Annotated in this window: 17 protein-coding genes and 1 riboswitch; of the genes, 12 read left to right on the top strand and 5 right to left on the bottom strand. The window is 75.7% G+C overall.

Annotated features, from left to right (window positions below; all coding sequences use genetic code 11):
- Positions 1 to 62 precede the first annotated feature (62 nt).
- On the top strand, positions 63 to 824 hold the full coding sequence (locus ACIBPC_RS04310) for a DUF5336 domain-containing protein (RefSeq protein ID WP_398841167.1): 762 nt from the start codon (positions 63 to 65) through the stop codon (positions 822 to 824).
- 59 nt (positions 825 to 883) lie between these two features.
- On the opposite strand, the gene ACIBPC_RS04305 is transcribed toward ACIBPC_RS04310, so the two are convergent.
- The 4 genes from ACIBPC_RS04305 to ACIBPC_RS04290 are packed head-to-tail and all read right to left on the bottom strand — an operon-like array spanning position 884 to position 4,695.
- The gene (locus ACIBPC_RS04305; RefSeq protein WP_362962620.1) at positions 884 to 1,489 is read right to left on the bottom strand and encodes a DinB family protein; all 606 of its coding nucleotides are present in this window, start codon (positions 1,487 to 1,489) and stop codon (positions 884 to 886) included.
- Positions 1,490 to 1,524: 35 nt separating this feature from the next.
- Complete coding sequence (locus ACIBPC_RS04300; protein WP_398841164.1) at positions 1,525 to 2,598, bottom strand: prenyltransferase; 1,074 nt, start codon at positions 2,596 to 2,598, stop codon at positions 1,525 to 1,527.
- Positions 2,595 to 3,362 carry a class I SAM-dependent methyltransferase gene (locus tag ACIBPC_RS04295; RefSeq protein ID WP_398841162.1) on the bottom strand — a complete coding sequence of 256 codons (768 nt, stop codon included), beginning with the start codon at positions 3,360 to 3,362 and terminating at the stop codon, positions 2,595 to 2,597. The genes ACIBPC_RS04300 and ACIBPC_RS04295 overlap by 4 nt, the downstream gene beginning before the upstream one ends.
- Before the next feature lie 52 nt (positions 3,363 to 3,414).
- On the bottom strand, positions 3,415 to 4,695 hold the full coding sequence (locus tag ACIBPC_RS04290) for a glycosyltransferase family 4 protein (RefSeq protein ID WP_398841160.1): 1,281 nt from the start codon (positions 4,693 to 4,695) through the stop codon (positions 3,415 to 3,417).
- Positions 4,696 to 4,892: 197 nt separating this feature from the next.
- On the opposite strand from ACIBPC_RS04290, the gene ACIBPC_RS04285 reads away from it, so the two are divergent.
- The 6 genes from ACIBPC_RS04285 (at position 4,893) to ACIBPC_RS04260 (ending at position 11,050) form a co-directional block, all read left to right on the top strand.
- Positions 4,893 to 5,057, top strand: a complete 165-nt coding sequence (locus ACIBPC_RS04285) for a hypothetical protein (RefSeq protein ID WP_362962613.1) — start codon at positions 4,893 to 4,895, stop codon at positions 5,055 to 5,057.
- Positions 5,058 to 5,130: 73 nt separating this feature from the next.
- Positions 5,131 to 5,222, top strand: a riboswitch (cobalamin riboswitch).
- A gap of 149 nt (positions 5,223 to 5,371) precedes the next feature.
- Positions 5,372 to 6,817: a hypothetical protein gene (locus tag ACIBPC_RS04280; protein ID WP_398841158.1), complete on the top strand. Its 1,446-nt coding sequence runs from the start codon at positions 5,372 to 5,374 to the stop codon at positions 6,815 to 6,817.
- Positions 6,818 to 7,501: an SCO2322 family protein gene (locus ACIBPC_RS04275; protein WP_398841157.1), complete on the top strand. Its 684-nt coding sequence runs from the start codon at positions 6,818 to 6,820 to the stop codon at positions 7,499 to 7,501.
- Positions 7,498 to 8,616 (top strand): CbiQ family ECF transporter T component, encoded by a 1,119-nt coding sequence (locus tag ACIBPC_RS04270; RefSeq protein WP_398841765.1) that lies wholly within the window; start codon positions 7,498 to 7,500, stop codon positions 8,614 to 8,616. Before ACIBPC_RS04275 ends, ACIBPC_RS04270 begins: the two co-directional genes overlap by 4 nt.
- Positions 8,613 to 10,238 (top strand): ABC transporter ATP-binding protein, encoded by a 1,626-nt coding sequence (locus tag ACIBPC_RS04265; protein ID WP_398841155.1) that lies wholly within the window; start codon positions 8,613 to 8,615, stop codon positions 10,236 to 10,238. The genes ACIBPC_RS04270 and ACIBPC_RS04265 overlap by 4 nt, the downstream gene beginning before the upstream one ends.
- Positions 10,235 to 11,050 carry an ECF transporter S component gene (locus ACIBPC_RS04260; RefSeq protein ID WP_398841154.1) on the top strand — a complete coding sequence of 272 codons (816 nt, stop codon included), beginning with the start codon at positions 10,235 to 10,237 and terminating at the stop codon, positions 11,048 to 11,050. Before ACIBPC_RS04265 ends, ACIBPC_RS04260 begins: the two co-directional genes overlap by 4 nt.
- Before the next feature lie 15 nt (positions 11,051 to 11,065).
- On the opposite strand, the gene ACIBPC_RS04255 is transcribed toward ACIBPC_RS04260, so the two are convergent.
- A complete protein-coding gene (locus tag ACIBPC_RS04255; protein WP_398841152.1) occupies positions 11,066 to 12,142 on the bottom strand; it encodes a peptidoglycan-binding protein in 1,077 nt (358 codons plus the stop codon).
- A gap of 164 nt (positions 12,143 to 12,306) precedes the next feature.
- Between ACIBPC_RS04255 and ACIBPC_RS04250 the strand changes: the two genes are divergently transcribed.
- The 5 genes from ACIBPC_RS04250 (at position 12,307) to ACIBPC_RS04230 (ending at position 18,429) form a co-directional block, all read left to right on the top strand.
- The gene (locus ACIBPC_RS04250) at positions 12,307 to 14,391 is read left to right on the top strand and encodes an MDR family MFS transporter (RefSeq protein ID WP_398841149.1); all 2,085 of its coding nucleotides are present in this window, start codon (positions 12,307 to 12,309) and stop codon (positions 14,389 to 14,391) included.
- A gap of 172 nt (positions 14,392 to 14,563) precedes the next feature.
- Complete coding sequence (locus ACIBPC_RS04245; protein WP_398841147.1) at positions 14,564 to 16,306, top strand: hypothetical protein; 1,743 nt, start codon at positions 14,564 to 14,566, stop codon at positions 16,304 to 16,306.
- A gap of 190 nt (positions 16,307 to 16,496) precedes the next feature.
- The gene (locus ACIBPC_RS04240) at positions 16,497 to 17,165 is read left to right on the top strand and encodes an HAD-IA family hydrolase (RefSeq protein ID WP_398841145.1); all 669 of its coding nucleotides are present in this window, start codon (positions 16,497 to 16,499) and stop codon (positions 17,163 to 17,165) included.
- On the top strand, positions 17,162 to 17,677 hold the full coding sequence (locus ACIBPC_RS04235) for an HXXEE domain-containing protein (RefSeq protein WP_398841143.1): 516 nt from the start codon (positions 17,162 to 17,164) through the stop codon (positions 17,675 to 17,677). The genes ACIBPC_RS04240 and ACIBPC_RS04235 overlap by 4 nt, the downstream gene beginning before the upstream one ends.
- The gene (locus ACIBPC_RS04230; RefSeq protein WP_398841141.1) at positions 17,674 to 18,429 is read left to right on the top strand and encodes an SMI1/KNR4 family protein; all 756 of its coding nucleotides are present in this window, start codon (positions 17,674 to 17,676) and stop codon (positions 18,427 to 18,429) included. The genes ACIBPC_RS04235 and ACIBPC_RS04230 overlap by 4 nt, the downstream gene beginning before the upstream one ends.
- Positions 18,430 to 18,469: the final 40 nt, after the last annotated feature.

Genomic DNA, 18,469 nt, shown 5'->3' with positions numbered 1-18,469 from the left:
TCCGTACGATGGGCGCACCTTTTCGACCTGACCATGACGACGAGAACGGCAAAGGATCAGACGTGAACAACCGCTCGCTCTCCCGAGGCGACGCAGTAGTGATCGGAGCAGCGGTCCTGCTCTTCATCGCCTCTTTTCTCGACACCTACTCGTTTGACAGCGAGTACGGCTCGGAAGGTACGAACGCGTGGGAGGCGGACATCTTCCCCGTCCTCCCCTCGGTCTTCCTGGCGGGCATCCTGGGCGCGGCCGCGATCGTCGGCTCGCGTTTCCTGCCGAACCGTGAGCGCCAGCTCGGCGGGCTGCGGCTCGACCAGTGGGGCATCGCGCTGACGGTGACCTCCGCGTGGGCGGCCGTGTGGTCGCTGGGCGGCGGTTTCGGCTTCGATGTCGGTGTCGGCCTGATCATCGGCCTGCTGGCCTCGCTGGCGCTGGCGGCGGTCGCCGTCATGACGCCGGTCGTGCCGGGTCTCCAGGCGCCGCTGGCCGGTGCGCCCAAGCCCGCCGGTTACGGCCAGCAGCCGCCGTTCGGCGGCCAGCAGAGCGGCTACGGCTACCCGGCGGCGGGCGGCCAGCCGGCCCCGTACCAGGCCACGCAGGTCGCGCCCGCGACCGGCGGTCCCTCGGACTTCCAGCCGTTCTGGTTCGCCGTCCCGGCCGCCAGGCCGCTGTACGGCGAGGACGGGTCGCCGACGCCGATCGCCGAACTGGCGCCCGGCACCTGGTACCTGGCCGTCGAGCAGCGGGGGCAGTCCCTCGTCGCGCAGACGCAGGACGGCCGCCGTGGCGTCCTGCAGGACACGTCCGGCATCCAGCGCGGCTGACGGCGCGCACAGCGGAATCGGAGCGGCGGCGGCCTTCTGGCCGCCGCCGCTCCGGCGTGTCAGCGGCCGTCCGGCGCCTGGCGGGCGGCCCGTTCCACGCGGTCGTGGTGCGCGGTCCACCAGTCGGCGCCGCCGTCCGGCAGGTTGTCGACGTCGGGCCGCAGTCCGGCGGCGCCGTCGATCAGTTCGCGGACGATGTCGGCGTGGCCCGCGTGCCGGTGGATCTCGGTCGTGACGTGGACGAGGACGCGGTGCAGCGTGAGCACGGCGCGGTCCTCAGGCCACCACGGGACGCGGCCCGCGGCGTCCAGCGGGAGGGCGGCGATCGTCGCGTCCGAGTGCGCCCGCACCCGCGCGTAGAGGCCGGTGATGTCGGCGCGCGACTCGTCCGGGGTCGCCCACAGGTCGGCGTTCGGCTCGGCGTCCTCGGCGAGCCAGGGGAACGACTCGCCGAACGGCCGGGAGAAGACGTCGCCGAAGTAGCCGATCTCGACGCCCGCGACGTGCTTGACCAGGCCGAGCAGGTTCGTGCCGGTCGGGGTCAGCGGGCGGCGGATGTCGTACTCGGACAGGCCGTCGAGCTTCCACAGCAGGACGTCGCGGGCGATGTCCAGGTAGCGCTGCAGATCGGCCTTCGGGTCGTAGACGGATGCGGAAGTGCTCATCGGCGCAGTGTGGCACGCCTCTCGCGGCGCGGCCGTCACAGGGAGCAGCAGCCGGTGTCGAGCCCCGGCGGGAGCTGGTCGGGGGTGAAGACGGCGCGGGTGGCGGAGTCGCCGGTGAGGGCGGCGGCGGCCAGCAGGATCGATCCGGCGGTCCAGGTGGTGAGTTCGGCGGGCCAGATAGCGTCGTCCTCGAAGACGTACCCCGTCCAGTAGAGCCCGTTGTCCGCGCGGAGGCGCGCGAGGCCGCGCAGGATGTCGACGGCGCGCGGGGTCAGGCCCATCGTCCAGAGGGTGAGGGCCAGTTCGGCGCTCTCGCCGCCGGTGATCCACGGGTTGGGCCGGACGCAGCGTACGCCGAGGCCCGGCACGACGAACGCGTCCCAGTCGGCGGCGAGCCGCGCGCGGGCGGCGCTGCCGCGTACGGCCCCGCTGAGGATCGGGTAGTACCAGTCCATGGAGTAGCGGGACTTGTCGAGGAAACGCTCGGGGTGGCCGCGCAGCGCGTGCCCGAGGCGGCCCGCCGCCAGCTCCCAGTCGGGCTGCGGGCTCCTCTCGCGGTCGGCGAGCGCGAGGGCGCAGCGCAGGGCGTGGTAGCAGGACGCGGAGCCGGTGACGAGCGCGTCCGCGACGGGCGTGCCGTCCGCCTCGCGCCGCCAGCCCAGCTGTCCGCCCGGCTGCTGGAGGCCGAGGACGAACTCGACGGCCGCCACGACCATGGGCCACATGCGGCGGCGGAACGCCTCGTCGCCCGTGGTGAGGTAGTGGTGGAGGACGCCGACGGCCGGGTAGGCGCAGAAGTTGCTCTCGGCGCCCAGGTCGGTGGGGCGGGTGTGGTCGCCGTCGAAGTAGGCGGCGTACCAGGAGCCGTCGGCGTTCTGGTGGCGGGCGAGCCAGTCGTACGCGGCCTCGGCGCGGTCGTGTTCGCCCGCGGTGTCGAGGGCCATGGCGGCCTCGACGTGGTCCCACGGGTCGAGGTGGTGGCCGCGGAACCACGGTATGGCGCCGTCGGTGCGCTGCTCGGCGGCTATGGCGGCGGCGGTGGTGGCGGCCTCGTCGGCGGTGAGGACGCCGGGGAGCGCGGGGCGTTCGCGGTGGCCGGGGGCGGTCACCCGTGCCGCTCCTGCGCGGTCACGGTGTGCGGGGCGTGCGGGGCGCGGGGCGTGTGGGGTTTGGTGGCGTAGACGACGAAACTCTTGCCGAGCAGCGGGTCGAGGGCGCGCTCGGCGACGCGGGTGGCGAGCGGCCGTTTCATGATGTCCCAGACCAGCAGCTTGTGGTAAGCGCGCACCGGCAGCGCCTTGTCGTTGTCCACGCCGAGCGCGCACTTGAGCCACCAGTACGGCGAGTGCAGCGCGTGCGCGTGGTGGCTGCCGTACGGGCGCAGGCCCGACTCGCGGATGCGCGCGAGGAGTTCACCGGCGCGGTAGATGCGGATGTGGCCGCCCTCGACCTGGTGGTACGCGTCGGACAGGGCCCAGCAGACGCGTTCCGGCCCGTAGCGCGGCACGGTGACGGCGATCCGGCCGCCGGGGCGCAGGACGCGGACGGCCTCGGCGAGCAGGCCCTTGTCGTCCGGGACGTGCTCCATGATCTCGGAGACCACCAGCGCGTCGAAGCTGTCGTCGGGGAACGGCAGCGCGAGCGCGTCGCCCTCGACCGCGGCGGCGGTGGCTCCGGCCGGGGCCTCCCCCGCGTCGCGCATGGCGGCGAGCCAGCCCGCGGTGTGGCGGACGTCGTCGCCGTTGCGGTCGAGCGCGACGACGCGGGCGCCGCGCCGGTAGCACTCGAACGCGTGCCGTCCCTGGCCGCAGCCGAGGTCGAGCACCCGGTCGCCTGGGGCGATCGGGAAGCGGGAGAAGTCCACCGTCAGCATGTGTCGGGCGTCCCTTCACCGGCCGTGCGGCCGGATCGTCGTGGCCGGATCGTCAGGGGCGGCGGCGCTGCTGTGCCAGTGCCGCCCGGTAGTGCTCCGCGGTGCCGATCGCGGCCTGCCGCCAGGTGAAGCGGCGCAGGACGCGTGCGCGGCCCGCGGCGGCGAGGCGGGCGCGCAGGTCCGCGTCGTCCAGCATCCGCGCCAGGGCGGCGGCGAGTGCCCCGGCGTCGCCTGGCGGGACGGCGAGGCAGGTCTCGCCGTCGGGGCCGGCGACCTCGGGGATGGCGCCGCCGGTCGTGGCGACCAGGGGCGTGCCGGCTGCCATCGCCTCGGCGGCGGGGAGGCAGAAGCCCTCGTAGAGGGACGGGACGCAGGCGACCTGCGCGCCGCGTACGAGATCGGCCAGTTCGCCGTCGCCGATGCCGGTGACGAACTCGACGGCGTTACCGAGGCCGAAGCGGTCCAGCGCGTCCGCGACGGCGCCGGACGCGGGGCGCCTGCCGACGACGACGAGGTGCGCGTCCGGGTGCTCGGTGCGGAGCTTGGCGAGGGCCTCGACCAGGTGCACGAGGCCCTTGAGCGGCACGTCGGCGCTGGACGTGGTGACGATCCTGCCGGGGACGCGGGGGACGGCGGGGTCGGGGTGGAAGACGCGGGTGTCGGCGCCGATGGGGACGACGTGCAGCCGTTCCGGGGGGACGGCGAAGTCCTCGATGATCTCGCGCCTGGACGCGCCGGAGACGGTGAGGACGGACGGCAGGCGGCGGGCGACGCGCTTCTGCATGTGCGTGAAGCCGTACCAGCGGCGCAGGGAGTAGCGGCGTTTGAACGTGTCGGCGGCGGCGAGTTCGAGGCGGCGGTCCACCGTGATGGGGTGGTGGATGGTGGTGACCAGCGGCAGCCCGGCCCTGCGGGCGCCGCCCAACAGGCCGTACGCGAGCGTCTGGTTGTCGTGGACGACGTCGAACTCGGCGCGCCGCGCGAGGAGTTCGCGCCGGGCACGGAGGGCGAACGTGCGGGGCTCGGGGAAGCCGCCGGTCCACATCGTCGCGACTTCGAGGACGTCGATCCAGTCGCGGTACTCGTCGCGCTTCGGCGTGCGGAACGGGTCGGGCTCCCGGTAGAGGTCGAGACTCGGCAGCGCGCGCAGCGTCACCCCGGGGTCGAGCACGGGGTACGGCTGGGCGCCGATGACCTCGACACGGTGGCCCAGCGCGGCCAGTTCACGGGAGAGGTGACGGACGTAGACACCCTGTCCGCCGGAGAACGGGTTCCCCTTGTAGCTGAGCAGTGCGACCCGGAGGGGGCGGTCCTCACCAGACTGATGGGTCACGCCCGGCCACTCCCAGGGATCGCTCTCTCCTCCTGAACCGCGCGGACGCGGCTACTCGCGGGTATCAACATAGCCTGCACACCCCCACGATGCCCCCGCCCGATCAAGGTGATTCCCACCACGCGCCACACCACTGCGGCGGCAGCCCGGACGTCACTCCGTCCGGGCTGCTGAACGGGATGTCGGGGGGACGGCGCGTGTACACGTTCGTGCCGGGTGCGGGACGGGTGGACGAGGAGACCGTGGACATCTTCGCTCCGGCGCGGGCCGACCAGGTGGTGACGGTCGAGGAACAGCGCGTCGCCGTCTTCCGGCTGCACGGGCTGCCGGACAGCGTCATGCGGGACCCGGACGGCGGGTGAGTGGACGGGCAGCAGCAGCCGCGGGCGGGGGCGGGGGAAGCGGCCGATAGAGTGAGGGGCGCAGTCGCCCGCGAATGGGAGAAGCCGGTGGGAATCCGGCGCTGACCCGCAACCGTGTGCGTGACGGCTCCGCGAGGGCGGCGCCGTCCGCGAGCCGGGACGCCCGGCGCGGGCAGCACTGGCACCCCAGGCCGCCGGGAACGGTGGCCGGCCCGTCGAGGAGTACGGCGCTGTGCCCGGTGCCCCGCCGCGCGGCACGGTCCGCGCCCCGGAGGTGAGCCGTGCCGGTCGCCGGCACAGTGAAAGGCTTCCGCGTGTCCACACCCGCGAACCAGCGCCCGGCGTCCCGGTCGCACAGGCTGCGCCGCGCAGCCGCCGCCCTGGCAGGGAGCGCGGCGCTGCTGGCCGCCTCCGCGCTGACGCCGGGGACGGCGGCGGCCGCCGACCGGCTGCCCGAGGGGCTCTTCGGCAGCGGCGACCCGCAGATGGACGGCGTGTGGCGGCAGTCGGTGGCGCTGCTGGCGCAGCACTCCGTCGGGTACACCCCGGCCGAGGAGGCCGTGACGTGGCTGGCGGGACAGCAGTGCGGGGACGGCTCGTTCCTCGCGTACCGGGCGAATCCGGCGGAGCCGTGCGAGGACGTGACGGGCGCCGACTCGAACGCGACGGCGCTCGCCGCGCAGGCCCTCGCCGCGCTCGGCGGCCACGGCGAGGCGGTGGACGCGGCGCTGACGTGGCTCGCCGGTGTGCAGAACGAGGACGGCGGCTGGGGCTACGCGCCGGGCGGCGCGACCGACGCGAACTCGACGGCGGTGATCGTCGGCGCGTTCACCGCCGCAGGGCGCGACCCGGCCGAGGTGACGCGCGACGACCGTTCGCCCTGGGACGCGCTGACGGCGCTCCAGCTCGGCTGCGGCGCGGCGGAGGACCAGCGCGGCGCGTTCGCCTGGCAGCCGGACGAGGAGACAGGCGATCTGACGGGCAACGGCCCGGCGACCGCCGACGCGGTGCTGGCGCTGTACGGCAGCGGGCTGCTCGTCGATCCGGGCACGGAGGAGGCGGCGCCGCTGGAGGCGACCGAGTGCGGCACGGCGGGCTCGCCGTCCGGGGAGCCATCGGACGGCGACACGCCCGAGGAGGGCGACGGGGGCGAGGACGGCGACGGTACGGAGGAGCCGGGCGGTGACACGCCGGGCGAGGCGCCGGGCGACCGTACCGACCCGGGCATGCCCTCGGACGGCGCGTCGGAGGACGCACCGCCCGTGCCCGCGCACGTGACGGCCGCGTCGGCGGGCGGCGCGCAGCTCCAGGCCCTGCTGGGGGCGAACGAGCAGCACCTCGTCACCACGCTCCCCGGCTCCGCCGACGACGAGCAGCCCGACTACGGCAGCACCGCCAAGACCGTCCTGGCCCTCGCGGCGGGCGGCCACCGCGACGCCGCGCAGGCCCCGCTCGGCTGGCTGCGGGAGAACGCGGGCGCCTGGCCCGACGTGACGGCGAGCCCGGCGGCGCTCGGCATGCTGATCCTCGCGGCGCACGCGACGGACACCTCGGCGACCGACTTCGGCGGCACCGACCTGGTGGCCGCGCTCGACCGCCTCGGCCCCGCCCCCGACGAGGGCGCGGCGGACGCGGCGGGCGACGGGGACGACGGCGGCTCGCCTGGGGCCGTGGTGTGGGTGGTCGTCGGGGTGGGCCTGGTGATCGGGATCGTGATCGGCGTGCTGCTGACCCGCCGCCGGGCGCGGAAGGCCGAGTAGGTGCGCGGTACGGGCATACGGGCGCTGGGTGTCGCGCTCGCCGCCGCCGCGACCGTGCTGTGGCCGGTGGTGGGGGCGGCGTCGGCCGACGACACGGCGTACCGCTACTGGTCGTTCTGGGAGGCCGGGGACGGCGGCGACTGGACGTACGCGGACGAGGGGCCGGGCACGGCGCGGCCCGGGGCGGGCGGGGTGATCGGCTTCCGCTTCGCCGTGAGCACCGAGGCCGGGGGGCAGGCCACGCCGCGCGCCGACGCGGACTTCGCGGCCGTCTGCGGCACGGAGGACCCGGCCGGGCACGTCGCGGTCGTCGTGGACTACGGCACGCCGGAGGACGCCCCGGCGGGCGAGGAGCCGCCGGAGCCGCTGACGGCGTGCGCGGACCTGCCGGAGGGCGCCACCGCCGCGGAGGCGCTGGCGTCGGTGGCCGAGCCGCTGCGGTACGACGCGGGGGCGCTGCTGTGCGGCATCGCGGGCTATCCGGAGCACGGCTGCGGCGAGGCGGTGTCGTCCGAGGGAGAGGGGTCGTCCGGCGGGGAGGCGCGGGACGGCGCCGGTGACGGCGGGGACAGCGGGGACGGCGGCGAGGGCACGTCCACCGCCGTCGGTGTCGTCGCGGGCATCGCCGCCGTCGCCGTCCTGGTGGCCGCCGCGCTGGTGCACGGCCGCCGCCGGGGGGACTGACGGCGGTGTCCGCCGTCCTCCGCGCGCCGCTGGCGACCCGCGCCAACGCGCTGCACGCGGGCGCCTGGTGGCTGTGGGCCCTCGGCCTGGCCACGGCCGCGTCGCGGACGACGAACCCGCTGCTGCTGGCCCTGCTCGTGGCGGTGGCGGGGTACGTGGTGGCGGCGCGCAGGACGGACGCGCCGTGGGCCCGCGCGTTCGGCTTCTACCTGGCGCTCGGCGCGTTCGTCGTCGTGCTGCGGGTCGTCTTCGCGGTCGCGCTCGGCTCGCCGATCGGCGGGACGACGCTGCTGGTGACGCTGCCCGAGGTGCCGCTGCCCGACTGGGCGGCCGGGGTGCGGATCGGCGGGCGGGTGATGGCGGAGGGCGTGGTGTTCGCGGCGCTGGACGGGCTGCGTCTGGCGACGCTGCTGGTCTGCCTGGGCGCGGCCAACGCGCTGGCGAACCCGGCGCGGCTGCTGAAGTCCCTGCCGGGGGCGCTGTACGAGATCGGGGTGGCCGTGGTGGTGGCGATGACGTTCGCGCCGCAGCTGGTGACGGATGTGCTGCGGATGCGGGCGGCGCGGCGGCTGCGGGGGCGGCGGGACCGGGGGGCGCGTTCGTTCCTGGAGGTGGCGCGTCCTGTGCTGGAGGGTGCGCTGGAGCGGTCGGTGGCGCTGGCCGCCGCGATGGACGCGCGGGGTTACGGGCGGACCGCCGATGTGCCGCCCGCTGTGCGGCGTGCGACGGGGGCGCTGACGCTGGGCGGGCTCGTCGGGGTCTGCGCGGGCAGTTACGGGCTGCTGGCGGCGGAGGGCGCGGTGTACGGGCTGCCGCTGCTGGTCGCGGGCGTGGCGGCGGCGCTGGGCGGGCTGCTGCTGGGCGGGCGACGGACGGTCCGTACGCGCTACCGGCCGGACCGGTGGGGCGTGCGGGCGTGGCTGGTGGCGGGCTCCGGCGCGGTGGTCGCGGCGGTGATGGCGTACGCGGCGGGTGCGGACGCGGCGGCGCTGAACCCCCCGGCGGTGCCGCTGACGGCGCCGCGCCTGCCCGTGCTGCCCGCCGTGGGCGTGCTGGTGGGGCTGCTGCCCGCGCTGGTGGCGCCGCGCCCGGCGGTGGGGGTGACGGGCCGGTGATCCGCTTCGAGGACGTGTCGGTGACGTACGCGGAGGGGACGGCCCCTGCGCTGGCGGGCGTGGACCTGACGGTGGAGGAGGGCGAACTGTGCCTGCTGGTAGGGCCTTCCGGGGTGGGGAAATCGACCCTGCTGAACGCGGTCTGCGGCCTGGTGCCGCACTTCACGGGCGGCACACTGCGCGGCCGGGTGACCGTCGCCGGGCGTGACACGCGTACGCATCCGCCACGGGACCTGGCGGACGTGGTGGGCACGGTCGGGCAGGACCCGCTGGCGCACTTCGTGACGGACACGGTCGAGGACGAGCTGGCGTACGGCATGGAGTCGCTCGGCATGGCGCCCGACGTCATGCGGCGGCGCGTGGAGGAGACGCTCGACCTGCTGGGCCTCGCCGACCTGCGCGACCGGCCGCTGGCGACCCTGTCGGGCGGGCAGCAGCAGCGGGTGGCGATCGGCTCGGTGCTGACGCCGCATCCGCGCGTGCTCGTACTGGACGAGCCGACGTCGGCGCTCGACCCGGCGGCGGCCGAGGAGGTGCTGGCCGTGCTCCAGCGGCTCGTGCACGACCTGGGGACGACCGTGCTGATGGCGGAGCACCGGCTGGAGCGCGTCGTGCAGTACGCGGACCGGGTGCTGCTGCTGCCCGCACCGGGCGGGGCGCCCGTGCTGGGCGACCCGGCGGCGGTGCTGGCGCGTTCACCCGTCCGGCCGCCGGTGGTCGCGCTGGGCAGGCTCGCGGGGTGGGAGCCGCCGCCGCTGTCCGTGCGGGACGCGCGGCGGCGCGCCGGGGCGCTGCGGGAGCGGCTGGACGGGCTGCGGCCCGCGCCCGTACGGGAACCCGGCGCCGGGCAGGCGCCGTTGCTCGACGTGCGCGGCCTGGCGGTGCGGCGCGGGCGGGCGGAGGTGCTGCGGGGCGTACGGCTCGCGGTGGGGCCTGGCGAGACAGTCGCGCTGATGGGGCGCAACGGGGCGGGGAAATCGACTCTGCTGCGCACGCTGGTCGGGATGCACGCGCCGGCCGCCGGGTCCGTGACGCTCGCGGGGGGCGTCGTGCCGCACCGCGCGAAGCCCGCGGAACTGCTGCGGCACGCGGGGCTGGTCCCGCAGGACCCGCGCGACCTGCTGTTCGCGGAGACAGTCGGCGGCGAGTGCGCGGCGGCCGACGCGGACGCGGGAGCGGCGCCGGGTACGTGCCGCGCACTGGTGACGCGCCTGCTGCCGGACGTACGGGAGGACGCGCACCCACGGGACCTGTCGGAAGGGCAGCGGCTGGTGCTGGCGCTCGCCGTCGTGCTGACCGCCGCGCCGCCCGTGCTGCTGCTCGACGAGCCCACGCGGGGCCTCGACTACGCGGCGAAGGAGCGTCTGGCGGCCGTCCTGCGGGAGCTGGCGGCCCAGGGGCACTGCGTGGTCCTCGCGACGCACGACGTGGAGCTTGCGGCGGACGTCGCGCACCGCGTGGTGGTGCTCGCGGAGGGCGAGGTCGTCGCGGACGGGCCGACGCCCGAGGTCGTGGTGGGGTCGCCGTCCTTCGCGCCGCAGGTGGCGAAGGTGCTGGCGCCAGGACCCTGGCTGACGGTGGGGCAGGTCGCGGGGGCGCTGGGGCGGGAGGGCGCGCCGTGACGCGGCGGGTCGCCGTCGTCGGGCTCGGGCCGCGTTCGGCGGCGGCGCTCGCGCTGGTGTCGGCGGTCGGGGTGGTGGCGTTCGGCTGGCCGCTGCTGGCGGACCCCGGCTCGGGGCTCGCGCACTCGGCGGACGCGCCCTGGCTGTTCGCCCTGCTGCTGCCGCTCCTGCTCGGGGTGGTCGCGGCGACGATCGCGGACACGGGGCTCGGCGCCAAGGCGGTGGCGATGCTGGGCGTCCTGGCGGCCGGTGGGGCGGCGCTGCGCCCGCTGGGGGCGGGGGCGGCGGGGCTGCAGCCGATGTTCTTCCTGATGGTGGTGGCGGGGCGGGCGCTGGGCCCGGGGTTCGGCTTCGTGGTGGGGTCGGTGGCGATGTTCGCCTCGGCGCTGCTGACGGGCGGCGTGGGGCCGTGGCTGCCGTTCCAGATGCTCGCGATGGGCTGGGTGGCCATGGGCGCGGGGCTGCTGCCCGGCGGGGAACGGCTGCGGGGGCGCGCCGAGGTGGCGCTGCTCGCGGCGTACGGGGCGGTCTCGTCGCTCGGCTACGGGCTGGTGATCAACCTGCAGGGCTGGCCGTACCTGGCGGGCCTGTCCACGGGTGTCTCGTTCGTGCCGGGTGATCCGGCGCACGAGAACCTGCGGCGCTACGTGGCGTACGTGCTGACGACGTCGCTCGGCTGGGACGTGCCGCGCGCGCTGCTGACGGCGGGGCTGGTCGCGGTGTGCGGCGGGACGGTGCTGCGGGCGGTGCGCAGGGCGACGCGGCGGGCGGCGTTCGACGTACCGGCGCGCTTCGAGGCGTCGGAAGGCTGACGGGGGCGGCCGGGGTCAGACCGTGGTGTTCGCCTCCAGGACGGCCCGGGTGGCGGTGCCGTAGACGCCCTGCGGGTCGTCCGCGACGCCGTACGCGCTCTGGAAGCGGGCGACGGCGGCGCGGGTCGCCTCGTCGAAGACCCCGTCCGTCGCGCCGTTGTAGACCCAGCCGAGCTGGAGCAGCCGGAGCTGGAGTTCGACGACCTCGGAGCCCTCGTCGCCGAGCTGGAGGACCGGCGGGGTCTCCGGGTCGGTGGGATCGGTCGGGTCGGTGGGGTCCCCGGGGTCGGTGGGCTCTCCCGGATCGGTGGGGTCGGTCGGGTCGGTCGGCTCCCCGGGGTCGGTGGGGTCGCCGGGATCGGTCGGGTCGGTGGGCTTCGGGCTCTCCGGCTGCGTCGGCCCCTCGGGTGGCTCGGGCGAGTCGGAGTCCCCCGGCGTGCCGGGCGTCGGCGGGTCCTCGGAGGCGGCCGGTGGCGGGGGCTGCGCGGGGTGGTGCGGCTCGGGGACGTACGGGTGCCGCCCGCCGTGGCCGTCGCGCGGCGGGGGGACGGTGTGCTCGGCCGAGCCGTCGCCGTCGCGGGTCGCGTCGTCGTGCCCCGGCGTACGCGTGGGGTCGCGGGGGGCGGGGATCACGGGCGTCTCGGACACGTCGATGTCCGGCATCTCCAGCGCCGGGCCGTCGGCGTCCCGGCGCAGCGCCTCGTCCGAACGGCCCTGTCCGCCGAGGAACGACGCGGCGAGCGCCGTCGTGCCGACGACGGCCGCGACGGCGCCGCCCGCCGCGGTGGCCATGCGCGTGCGCTGGCGCGGCTTGCGGTGGGTCCCGGGGGTGCGGGCGGGGGCGAGGTGGGCGACCTGTTCGAAGTCGGGCGCGGGCCGCACGGTGGGGCGCGGCACGGGCGGCTGCGGCACGCCCATCGCGTGTGACCTGGGCGGCGGTTCGAGGGGGAAGCGGGCGACGTCCGCCGGGTCGGGGCCGTGCAGCGGAGGGTCCACGCGGCGCGACAGCGAGTGCGTGAGGCAGTCGCAGGACGGGTCCCCTGAGGCTGACGCCGGTCGCCCGCAGATCAGGCAGTCGGGCTGGTCGGTCACCGGCGCCTCCCGTCCCCGTCCCCTTGTGATGGCAGCGATTATGCACCACCCCATCGGGTGAGGGGATGGTGTCGCCCGAGAAGCCGAAGCGGGCAAATGCGGACAGACTTGCAGCAAGGCAAGCGAACGAACGACCGGCGTGTCGAACACGAGGAGGCGGGACCATGGAGCCGTCCCCCGGCGCGGACCCCGCCGCCCGTACGGACCCCTCCCCCGGCGCGGAACGGGCGCGCGGCGACGCCCGCGCGGACGCAGCGCCCGGCGCGGGGACGCCCTCGCGCGGGTCCCTCTACCTGTCGCTCGGCGCGCTGCTCCTCGGCCTGTTCCTGGCCGCGCTGGACCAGACGATCGTGGCCACCGCGCTGCCGACGATCGTCAGCGACCTCGGCGGCCTCGACCACCTCTCCTGGGTCGTCACGGCCTACCTGCTCGCCGCGACGGCCGGGACGCCGCTGTGGGGCAAGCTGGGCGACCAGTACGGGCGCAAGAGGCTGTTCCAGACGGCGATCGTCATCTTCCTCGCCGGCTCCGCGCTGTGCGGGCAGGCGCAGAACATGGCGGAGCTGATCGGCTTCCGCTTCCTCCAGGGCCTCGGCGGCGGCGGGCTGATCGTGCTGTCGATGGCGATCGTCGGCGACCTCGTGCCGCCGCGCGACCGGGGCAGGTACCAGGGCCTGTTCGGGGCGGCGTTCGGGGCGACGAGCGTGCTGGGGCCGCTGCTCGGCGGCCTGTTCGTGGACAACCTGAGCTGGCGCTGGGTGTTCTACGTCAACCTGCCGGTGGGGGTGGTGGCGCTCGGCGTCATCGCCGCGTTCCTGCACATCCCGGTGCCGCCGCGCCGCCATGTCATCGACTACGCGGGCACGTTCCTGATCGCCGCCGTCGCGTCCTGCCTGGTGGTGGTGACGTCGCTGGGCGGCTCGACGTGGGACTGGGGGTCGTGGCAGGTCGCGGCCGTGTCGATCCTCGGGGCGGTGTGCCTGGTCGCGTTCACGGCGGTGGAGCGGCGGGCGGAGGAGCCGGTGCTGCCGCCGGAGCTGGCGGCGGTGCGGACGTTCGTCCTGTGCTGCCTGATCGGGTTCGTCATCGGCTGGGCGATGTTCGGGGCGTTCACCTACCTGCCGACCTTCCTCCAGGTCGTGCGAGGTGTGTCGCCGACGCTCTCCGGCGTCCACCTGCTGCCGCTCGTCTTCGGGCTGCTGCTGACCTCGACGGTCTCCGGGCAGCTGATCAGCCACTTCGGCCGCTGGAAGATCTACCCGGTGGTCGGCACGGCCGTCACCGCCGTCGGCATGCTGCTGATGCACACCCTCGACCGGCACAGCGGGGACCTGGAGATGAGCGTCTACTTCGCCGTCTTCGGCATGGGCATCGGGCTGGTGCTCCAGGTCATCGTGCTGGCGGTGCAGAACGCGGTGCCCTACCGGCAGTTGGGCGTCGCCACGTCGGGCGTCACGTTCTTCCGCTCGATCGGCTCGGCGTTCGGCGTCGCCATCTTCGGCACGATCTTCACCAACCACCTCACCAGCAACCTGGCGGACTCGCTGCGCGGCGTGCGCCTGCCGGACGGGGTGACGCCCGAGTCGCTCGCGCACGACCAGCAGGGCGTGGCCCGGCTGCCCGGCGGCGTGCGGTCGCGCGTGCTGACGTCCTACTCCGACGCGATCACCGACGTGTTCCTGTACGCGGTGCCGGTGCTGCTCGTCGCGCACGTACTGGCCTGGATGCTGCGGGAGGAGCCGCTGCGCGGCAGCGTGCAGGCGCCCGACGCGGGCGAGACGCTGCCGCCGAACCCGGTGGCGCGCTCGTCGCGGGACGAGTGCGCGCGCGCCCTGTCGCTGCTGGGCAGCAGGGCGGGACGGCGCGACCTGTACGGGCGCGTCGCGGCGCGCGCGGGCGAGGACCTGCTGCCCGCCGCGGCCTGGCTGCTGCTGCGCGTGGACGAGCACGGCTGGGTGCACCCCGAGTACCTGGCGCAGCGCGCGTCGCTGTCGCTGCACGCGGTGTCGGAGGCGGCCAGGCAGCTGGAGGAGCGCCATCTCACGTGGCGCGACGGGGTGTTCCTGATCACGACGGAACGCGGCCGCGCGGTGGCGGCGCGGCTCGCCCGCGCGCGCGAGGACGAACTGGCCGCGCTGCTCGGCGACTGGTGGGGCCCCGACCGCCCGCGCGACCTGCGCGACCTCGTCGTGCAGCTGAGCGCCGAACGCGGCCACGAGGCCCGCTGGGAGCGGGAACGCGAGAGCTGACACCCCGCCGCGCCGACCGCGCCGCTTCGCTGCGGGGAACTCGCCACGGCGGGGCAGCCGCTCCAAAACTCGCTCAAGTCTTCTGTTGACGAGCCGTTTTCCGGCCTACGATCCGGGCGGGCCCGACAGCGCTGCGGCGGGTCTTCCGTTCCCGGGCGCGAAGGGCTGGACCATGGGCGTGTTCGATGTCGAGATCACACAGGAGAAGGTGGAGCAGGCACTCCGTGAGGATCTGGAGACGGCGATCAGGGAGCAGTACCGCCGGCCGGACCCGGATCTCGACCCGGACGCACGGGCGTCCCCGTGGCTGGTCCACAGCCGCTTCCGCCGTGAAGTCGACTACGAGCACCTGGAGATGCTGACCACGGTCTACCGGTGGGCCGCCGAGGAGGCCAGGTCGGCGGGCGATCTCGCCGGGCGTGCCGACAGGCTGGCGGTCGAGGCGGGCCTGGCCGACGGCGCGCCGCTCGTGGACGGGGAGCAGCGGGGCGAGGAGACGTCGCGGGGCACCCAGGGCGACGGCGAGGAGCTGGCGACCGTGGCACGCCTGATCCAGCACTCCCTCACAGCGGCCAAGGACACCGAGCACAAGCTGAAGAAGGCGTGCGACTCCCTCGACGTGACGATCGCGGAGTTCTCCGCCACCGCGCAGGCCGACTGGTGGAAGTGGACGGAGAGCGGCGAGACGTACAGCGCCAGTGACGCGGACTTCCTCGACCAGGGGGCGGGCGCGAGCCCGAACGGCGCGGTCCGCAGGATCAGTTACCGGCACCGTTCGTGGGTGGTGCCGGCGAGCGCCACGGAACCGCCCCAGGCGTACACCGACTTCGTCCTCAAGGTATGGCTCACGCAGGCGAAGCACGAGGCGCTCAGCACCCTCGGCAGGATGGCGGAGGTCGAGGGGAACTACCGCGCGACTCTCATCGACTACGGCGCGGAGCTGGTCTCGCTGGGCTTCCCGGTCATGGACGGCCCGCTCGGCCTCTGGAACACCCCCGACATGGCGCGTTTCGCCGCCGCTGAAGCACTCCGCGCCGAGAGCGACGACACGGAGCTGATGATGACGTACCTGCACGGTGTCGCCGGGCTCATGGCGAAAGTGCAGGGGGGCGAGCGCCTCACCCCGCAGGATGTGGACTACCTCCACTGGTTCGTCTCGGGCCTCGGGCAGGAGACCATGCTCGCCTTCGCCGAGGCCGCCAAGGACGCCAAGGACGCCAAGGAGGCCGGGGACGCCGGGGACGAGGAGCAGACCGAACGCGAGAAGCCGGTGAAGCTGCTGGCGGACGCGTTCATGGTGCTCATGGACCCGCGGCTGAGCGGTCTCGGCGAGCTGCCCTCCGGAGGCCGCCGGGACGACAGCGATCCGGACCAGTGGGTGCAGCGGTACATGCAGAGCCTGGACGCCGCCCGGTGGGGCATCGGTGTCAACTCGCGGACGGCGGAGCGGTTCCCGGTCATGGAGCGGATAGCCCTGCTGCTCGACGAGGCCACCGTCCCGCCGGGCGACCGCACTTCGCAGATCCTCGCGAAAGCGGCGGTCAACCAGAACAACGTCCTCACGGAGTACGAGCCGGCCATGGGCCGGCACTCCCCCGGGTCCGACACGCTCCTCACCGTGGCGGCGCGCAACAAGGACGGCGCCGCCGGATACCTGGCCGACGAGGAGAACGCCGAACGGTTCTTCCGGCAGCAGTGGTACCGCAGCGAGGGCGCCGCGGCCCTGGTGGACGCCGCCACCGACGAGAACGTCCTCCCCCACCTGCGGGAGCGGGCCGAGGCCAACATCCGCCGCATCGCCGAGGAGCACCCCGAGTACATCGAGCACGGCGACCGGGAGAGGGCGGAGCGCGACGAGATCGACCACGCCCCGCTGCGAGAGGCCGTCGAACGGGTCGTCCGCCAGGGGGACTGACGCCCCGCCGGGCCTGAACGCGCGGTGAACGCTCCCGGAAGACGGTCCCGGGGGCTGGCCAAACCGGCCCCGCGTTTTGTACCGTACAAAAACAAAGTGGTTCCGCCCGCTTCCCCGACCAGATACGGGCGGGGCCACTGGCTCTCCTCCCCCACCCCCGTACCCCGCCCCCGTCTGGAGCCGGCCCGCCATGCGCACCGCCCGCCTGCACGCCCGCGCGCTCCTGCTGGACATGGACGGCACCCTGGTGGACTCCGACGCCGTCGTGCACCGCGTGTGGACCGCCTGGGCCGCCGAGCACGGCGTGGACCCGGCCGACCTGCTCCCCGTCGTCCACGGGCGGCAGGCGTGGGCGACCATGGCCGCGCTCCTGCCCGACCGCCCCATGGAGCTGAACCTCGCCGACAGCCGCGCCCTCCTCGCCCGCGAGACGGCGGACCTCGACGGCGTCGTGCCCGTGCCGGGCGCGGCGGCGTTCCTCGCGGCGGTCCGCGCCGCGGGCGTACCGCAGGCCCTCGTCACCTCGGCCGACCTGCCCCTGGCCACCGCGCGCATGAACGCCGCCGGACTGCCGCTGCCGCCCGTGCGGATCACCGCCGAGTCGGTCAGCGCGAGCAAGCCGGACCCGGAGGGCTTCCTCAAGGGCGCCGCCGAACTGGGCGTGGACGCGGCCGACTGCGTCGTCCTGGAGGACTCGGGCGCGGGCATCGCGGCGGGCCGTGCGGCGGGGATGCGCGTGCTGGGCATCGGGCCCCGCGCGGTGGAGCACCGGCCCACCGCCTGCGCGGCCACGCTGGAACGGGTCCGCGTCGAACCCGCCGCGGACGGCGGCGTCCTGCTCGTCGTCGACGAGTCGTGACACGCCCGCCCGGCTGGGGCCTCCTGGCCGTCTGGGCGCTGCACGACGCGGAGGAGCTGGCCCGCGTGGGGCGGTGGACGGCCGAGCGGCTGCCCGCGCTGCGCGACGATCTCCCCTGGGTGCCGGAACGGGTCTGGCGGGCGCTGTCGTCCGTCGACGAGCGGGAGTTCGCGGCCGCCGTGGGGCTGATGGGCCTGCTGGTCGCCGCGGTGGCCCGGGAGGGGCGGCGGACGGGCGGCCGTTCGGCGGTGTACCGGGCGGCGGTCGACGGCTTCGGCCTGCACGGGGTGGTGCACCTCGCGCAGGCGGCGGCGGTGCGTGCGTGGACGCCTGGGGCGGCGACGTCGGCCGCGCTGGTGGTGCCCTGGTCGCTGTGGGCGCGGGCGCGGCTGCGGGCGGCGGGGGCGCCGCCCGTACGGGCGCGGGACGCGGTGGCGGGCCTCGCGCTGGCGGCGGGGGCGGTGGCGGGGTCCCACGCCGTGGCGCGGCGCCTCGTGCGGGGCCGCGCGTGATCCCGGACCTCGGCCGGCTCCGCGAACTGCTCGACGCGCTCACGCCCGCCGGACGCCCCGCGCGCGGGGCGCCGGAGGAGGACGTACGCGCTGCCGAGGCCGTGGTGGGCGCGCTGCCGCGCTCGTACCGCTGGTGGCTGCGGACGTACGGCTCGGGCCGGGGGACGGTCCTGGGCGCGGAGGTGGCGGTCGTCGCGCCGCCGCCGCACGCGGACACGGCCGAGTCCGTCACCGTCCCGTGGCGGCGGGAGGAGGGCGGGCTGCTGCGCTTCGCGGCCGAGCCGGACGGCGGGGACGCGTTCCTCTTCGGCGGCGCTTCGCCCGGGGGTGAGCGCGCCGTGCTGCGGCGGGACCCGTTCGACGGCGGCCTGTACCCGTACGCGGAGTCGTTCGCGGGCTTCGTCGCGGTGCGCGCCGCCCTGGCGGCCGGACTGCGCGACGGCCCGAACCCGGCGGTGGCCCGCCTGTGGCGCACGACGCCGGGGCTGGCGCTGCCGGACGGCGTGACGGTCTACGGGCCGCACGACATCGCCGAGCGCAACGCGACGTACGAGGTCGCCGCGTACGCCCCCGGCTGGACCCTGGTGGGCGACGACAGCGGCGGCGCCGGGCTGCTGATGCGGTACCACGGCCGCGACCGTTCGTCGGTGTACCTGCTCGGCCTGGGCGCGCTCGGCCCCGGCATCGCGGAGGACGGCACCCTGCTGACCGGCGACCTCTGCGCCTGGCTGACCACGGGCGCGCCCCGCTGACACGCGCGGCCACGCCTGCCCTGGGGCCGTTTCCCGGGCC

It is taken from the genome of Streptomyces sp. NPDC049879 (assembly GCF_044461265.1).
Lineage (GTDB): Bacteria > Actinomycetota > Actinomycetes > Streptomycetales > Streptomycetaceae > Streptomyces.
This window is presented reverse-complemented; position numbering and strand designations above follow the sequence as displayed.

Coding starts and splice junctions, on each gene's coding strand:
- ACIBPC_RS04295 (WP_398841162.1), bottom strand. CDS start 3,362: ATGCTGACGGTGGACTTCTCCCGCTTCCCGATCGCCCCAGGCGACCGG.
- ACIBPC_RS04240 (WP_398841145.1), top strand. CDS start 16,497: ATGCGCACCGCCCGCCTGCACGCCCGCGCGCTCCTGCTGGACATGGAC.
- ACIBPC_RS04305 (WP_362962620.1), bottom strand. CDS start 1,489: ATGAGCACTTCCGCATCCGTCTACGACCCGAAGGCCGATCTGCAGCGC.
- ACIBPC_RS04245 (WP_398841147.1), top strand. CDS start 14,564: ATGGGCGTGTTCGATGTCGAGATCACACAGGAGAAGGTGGAGCAGGCA.
- ACIBPC_RS04250 (WP_398841149.1), top strand. CDS start 12,307: ATGGAGCCGTCCCCCGGCGCGGACCCCGCCGCCCGTACGGACCCCTCC.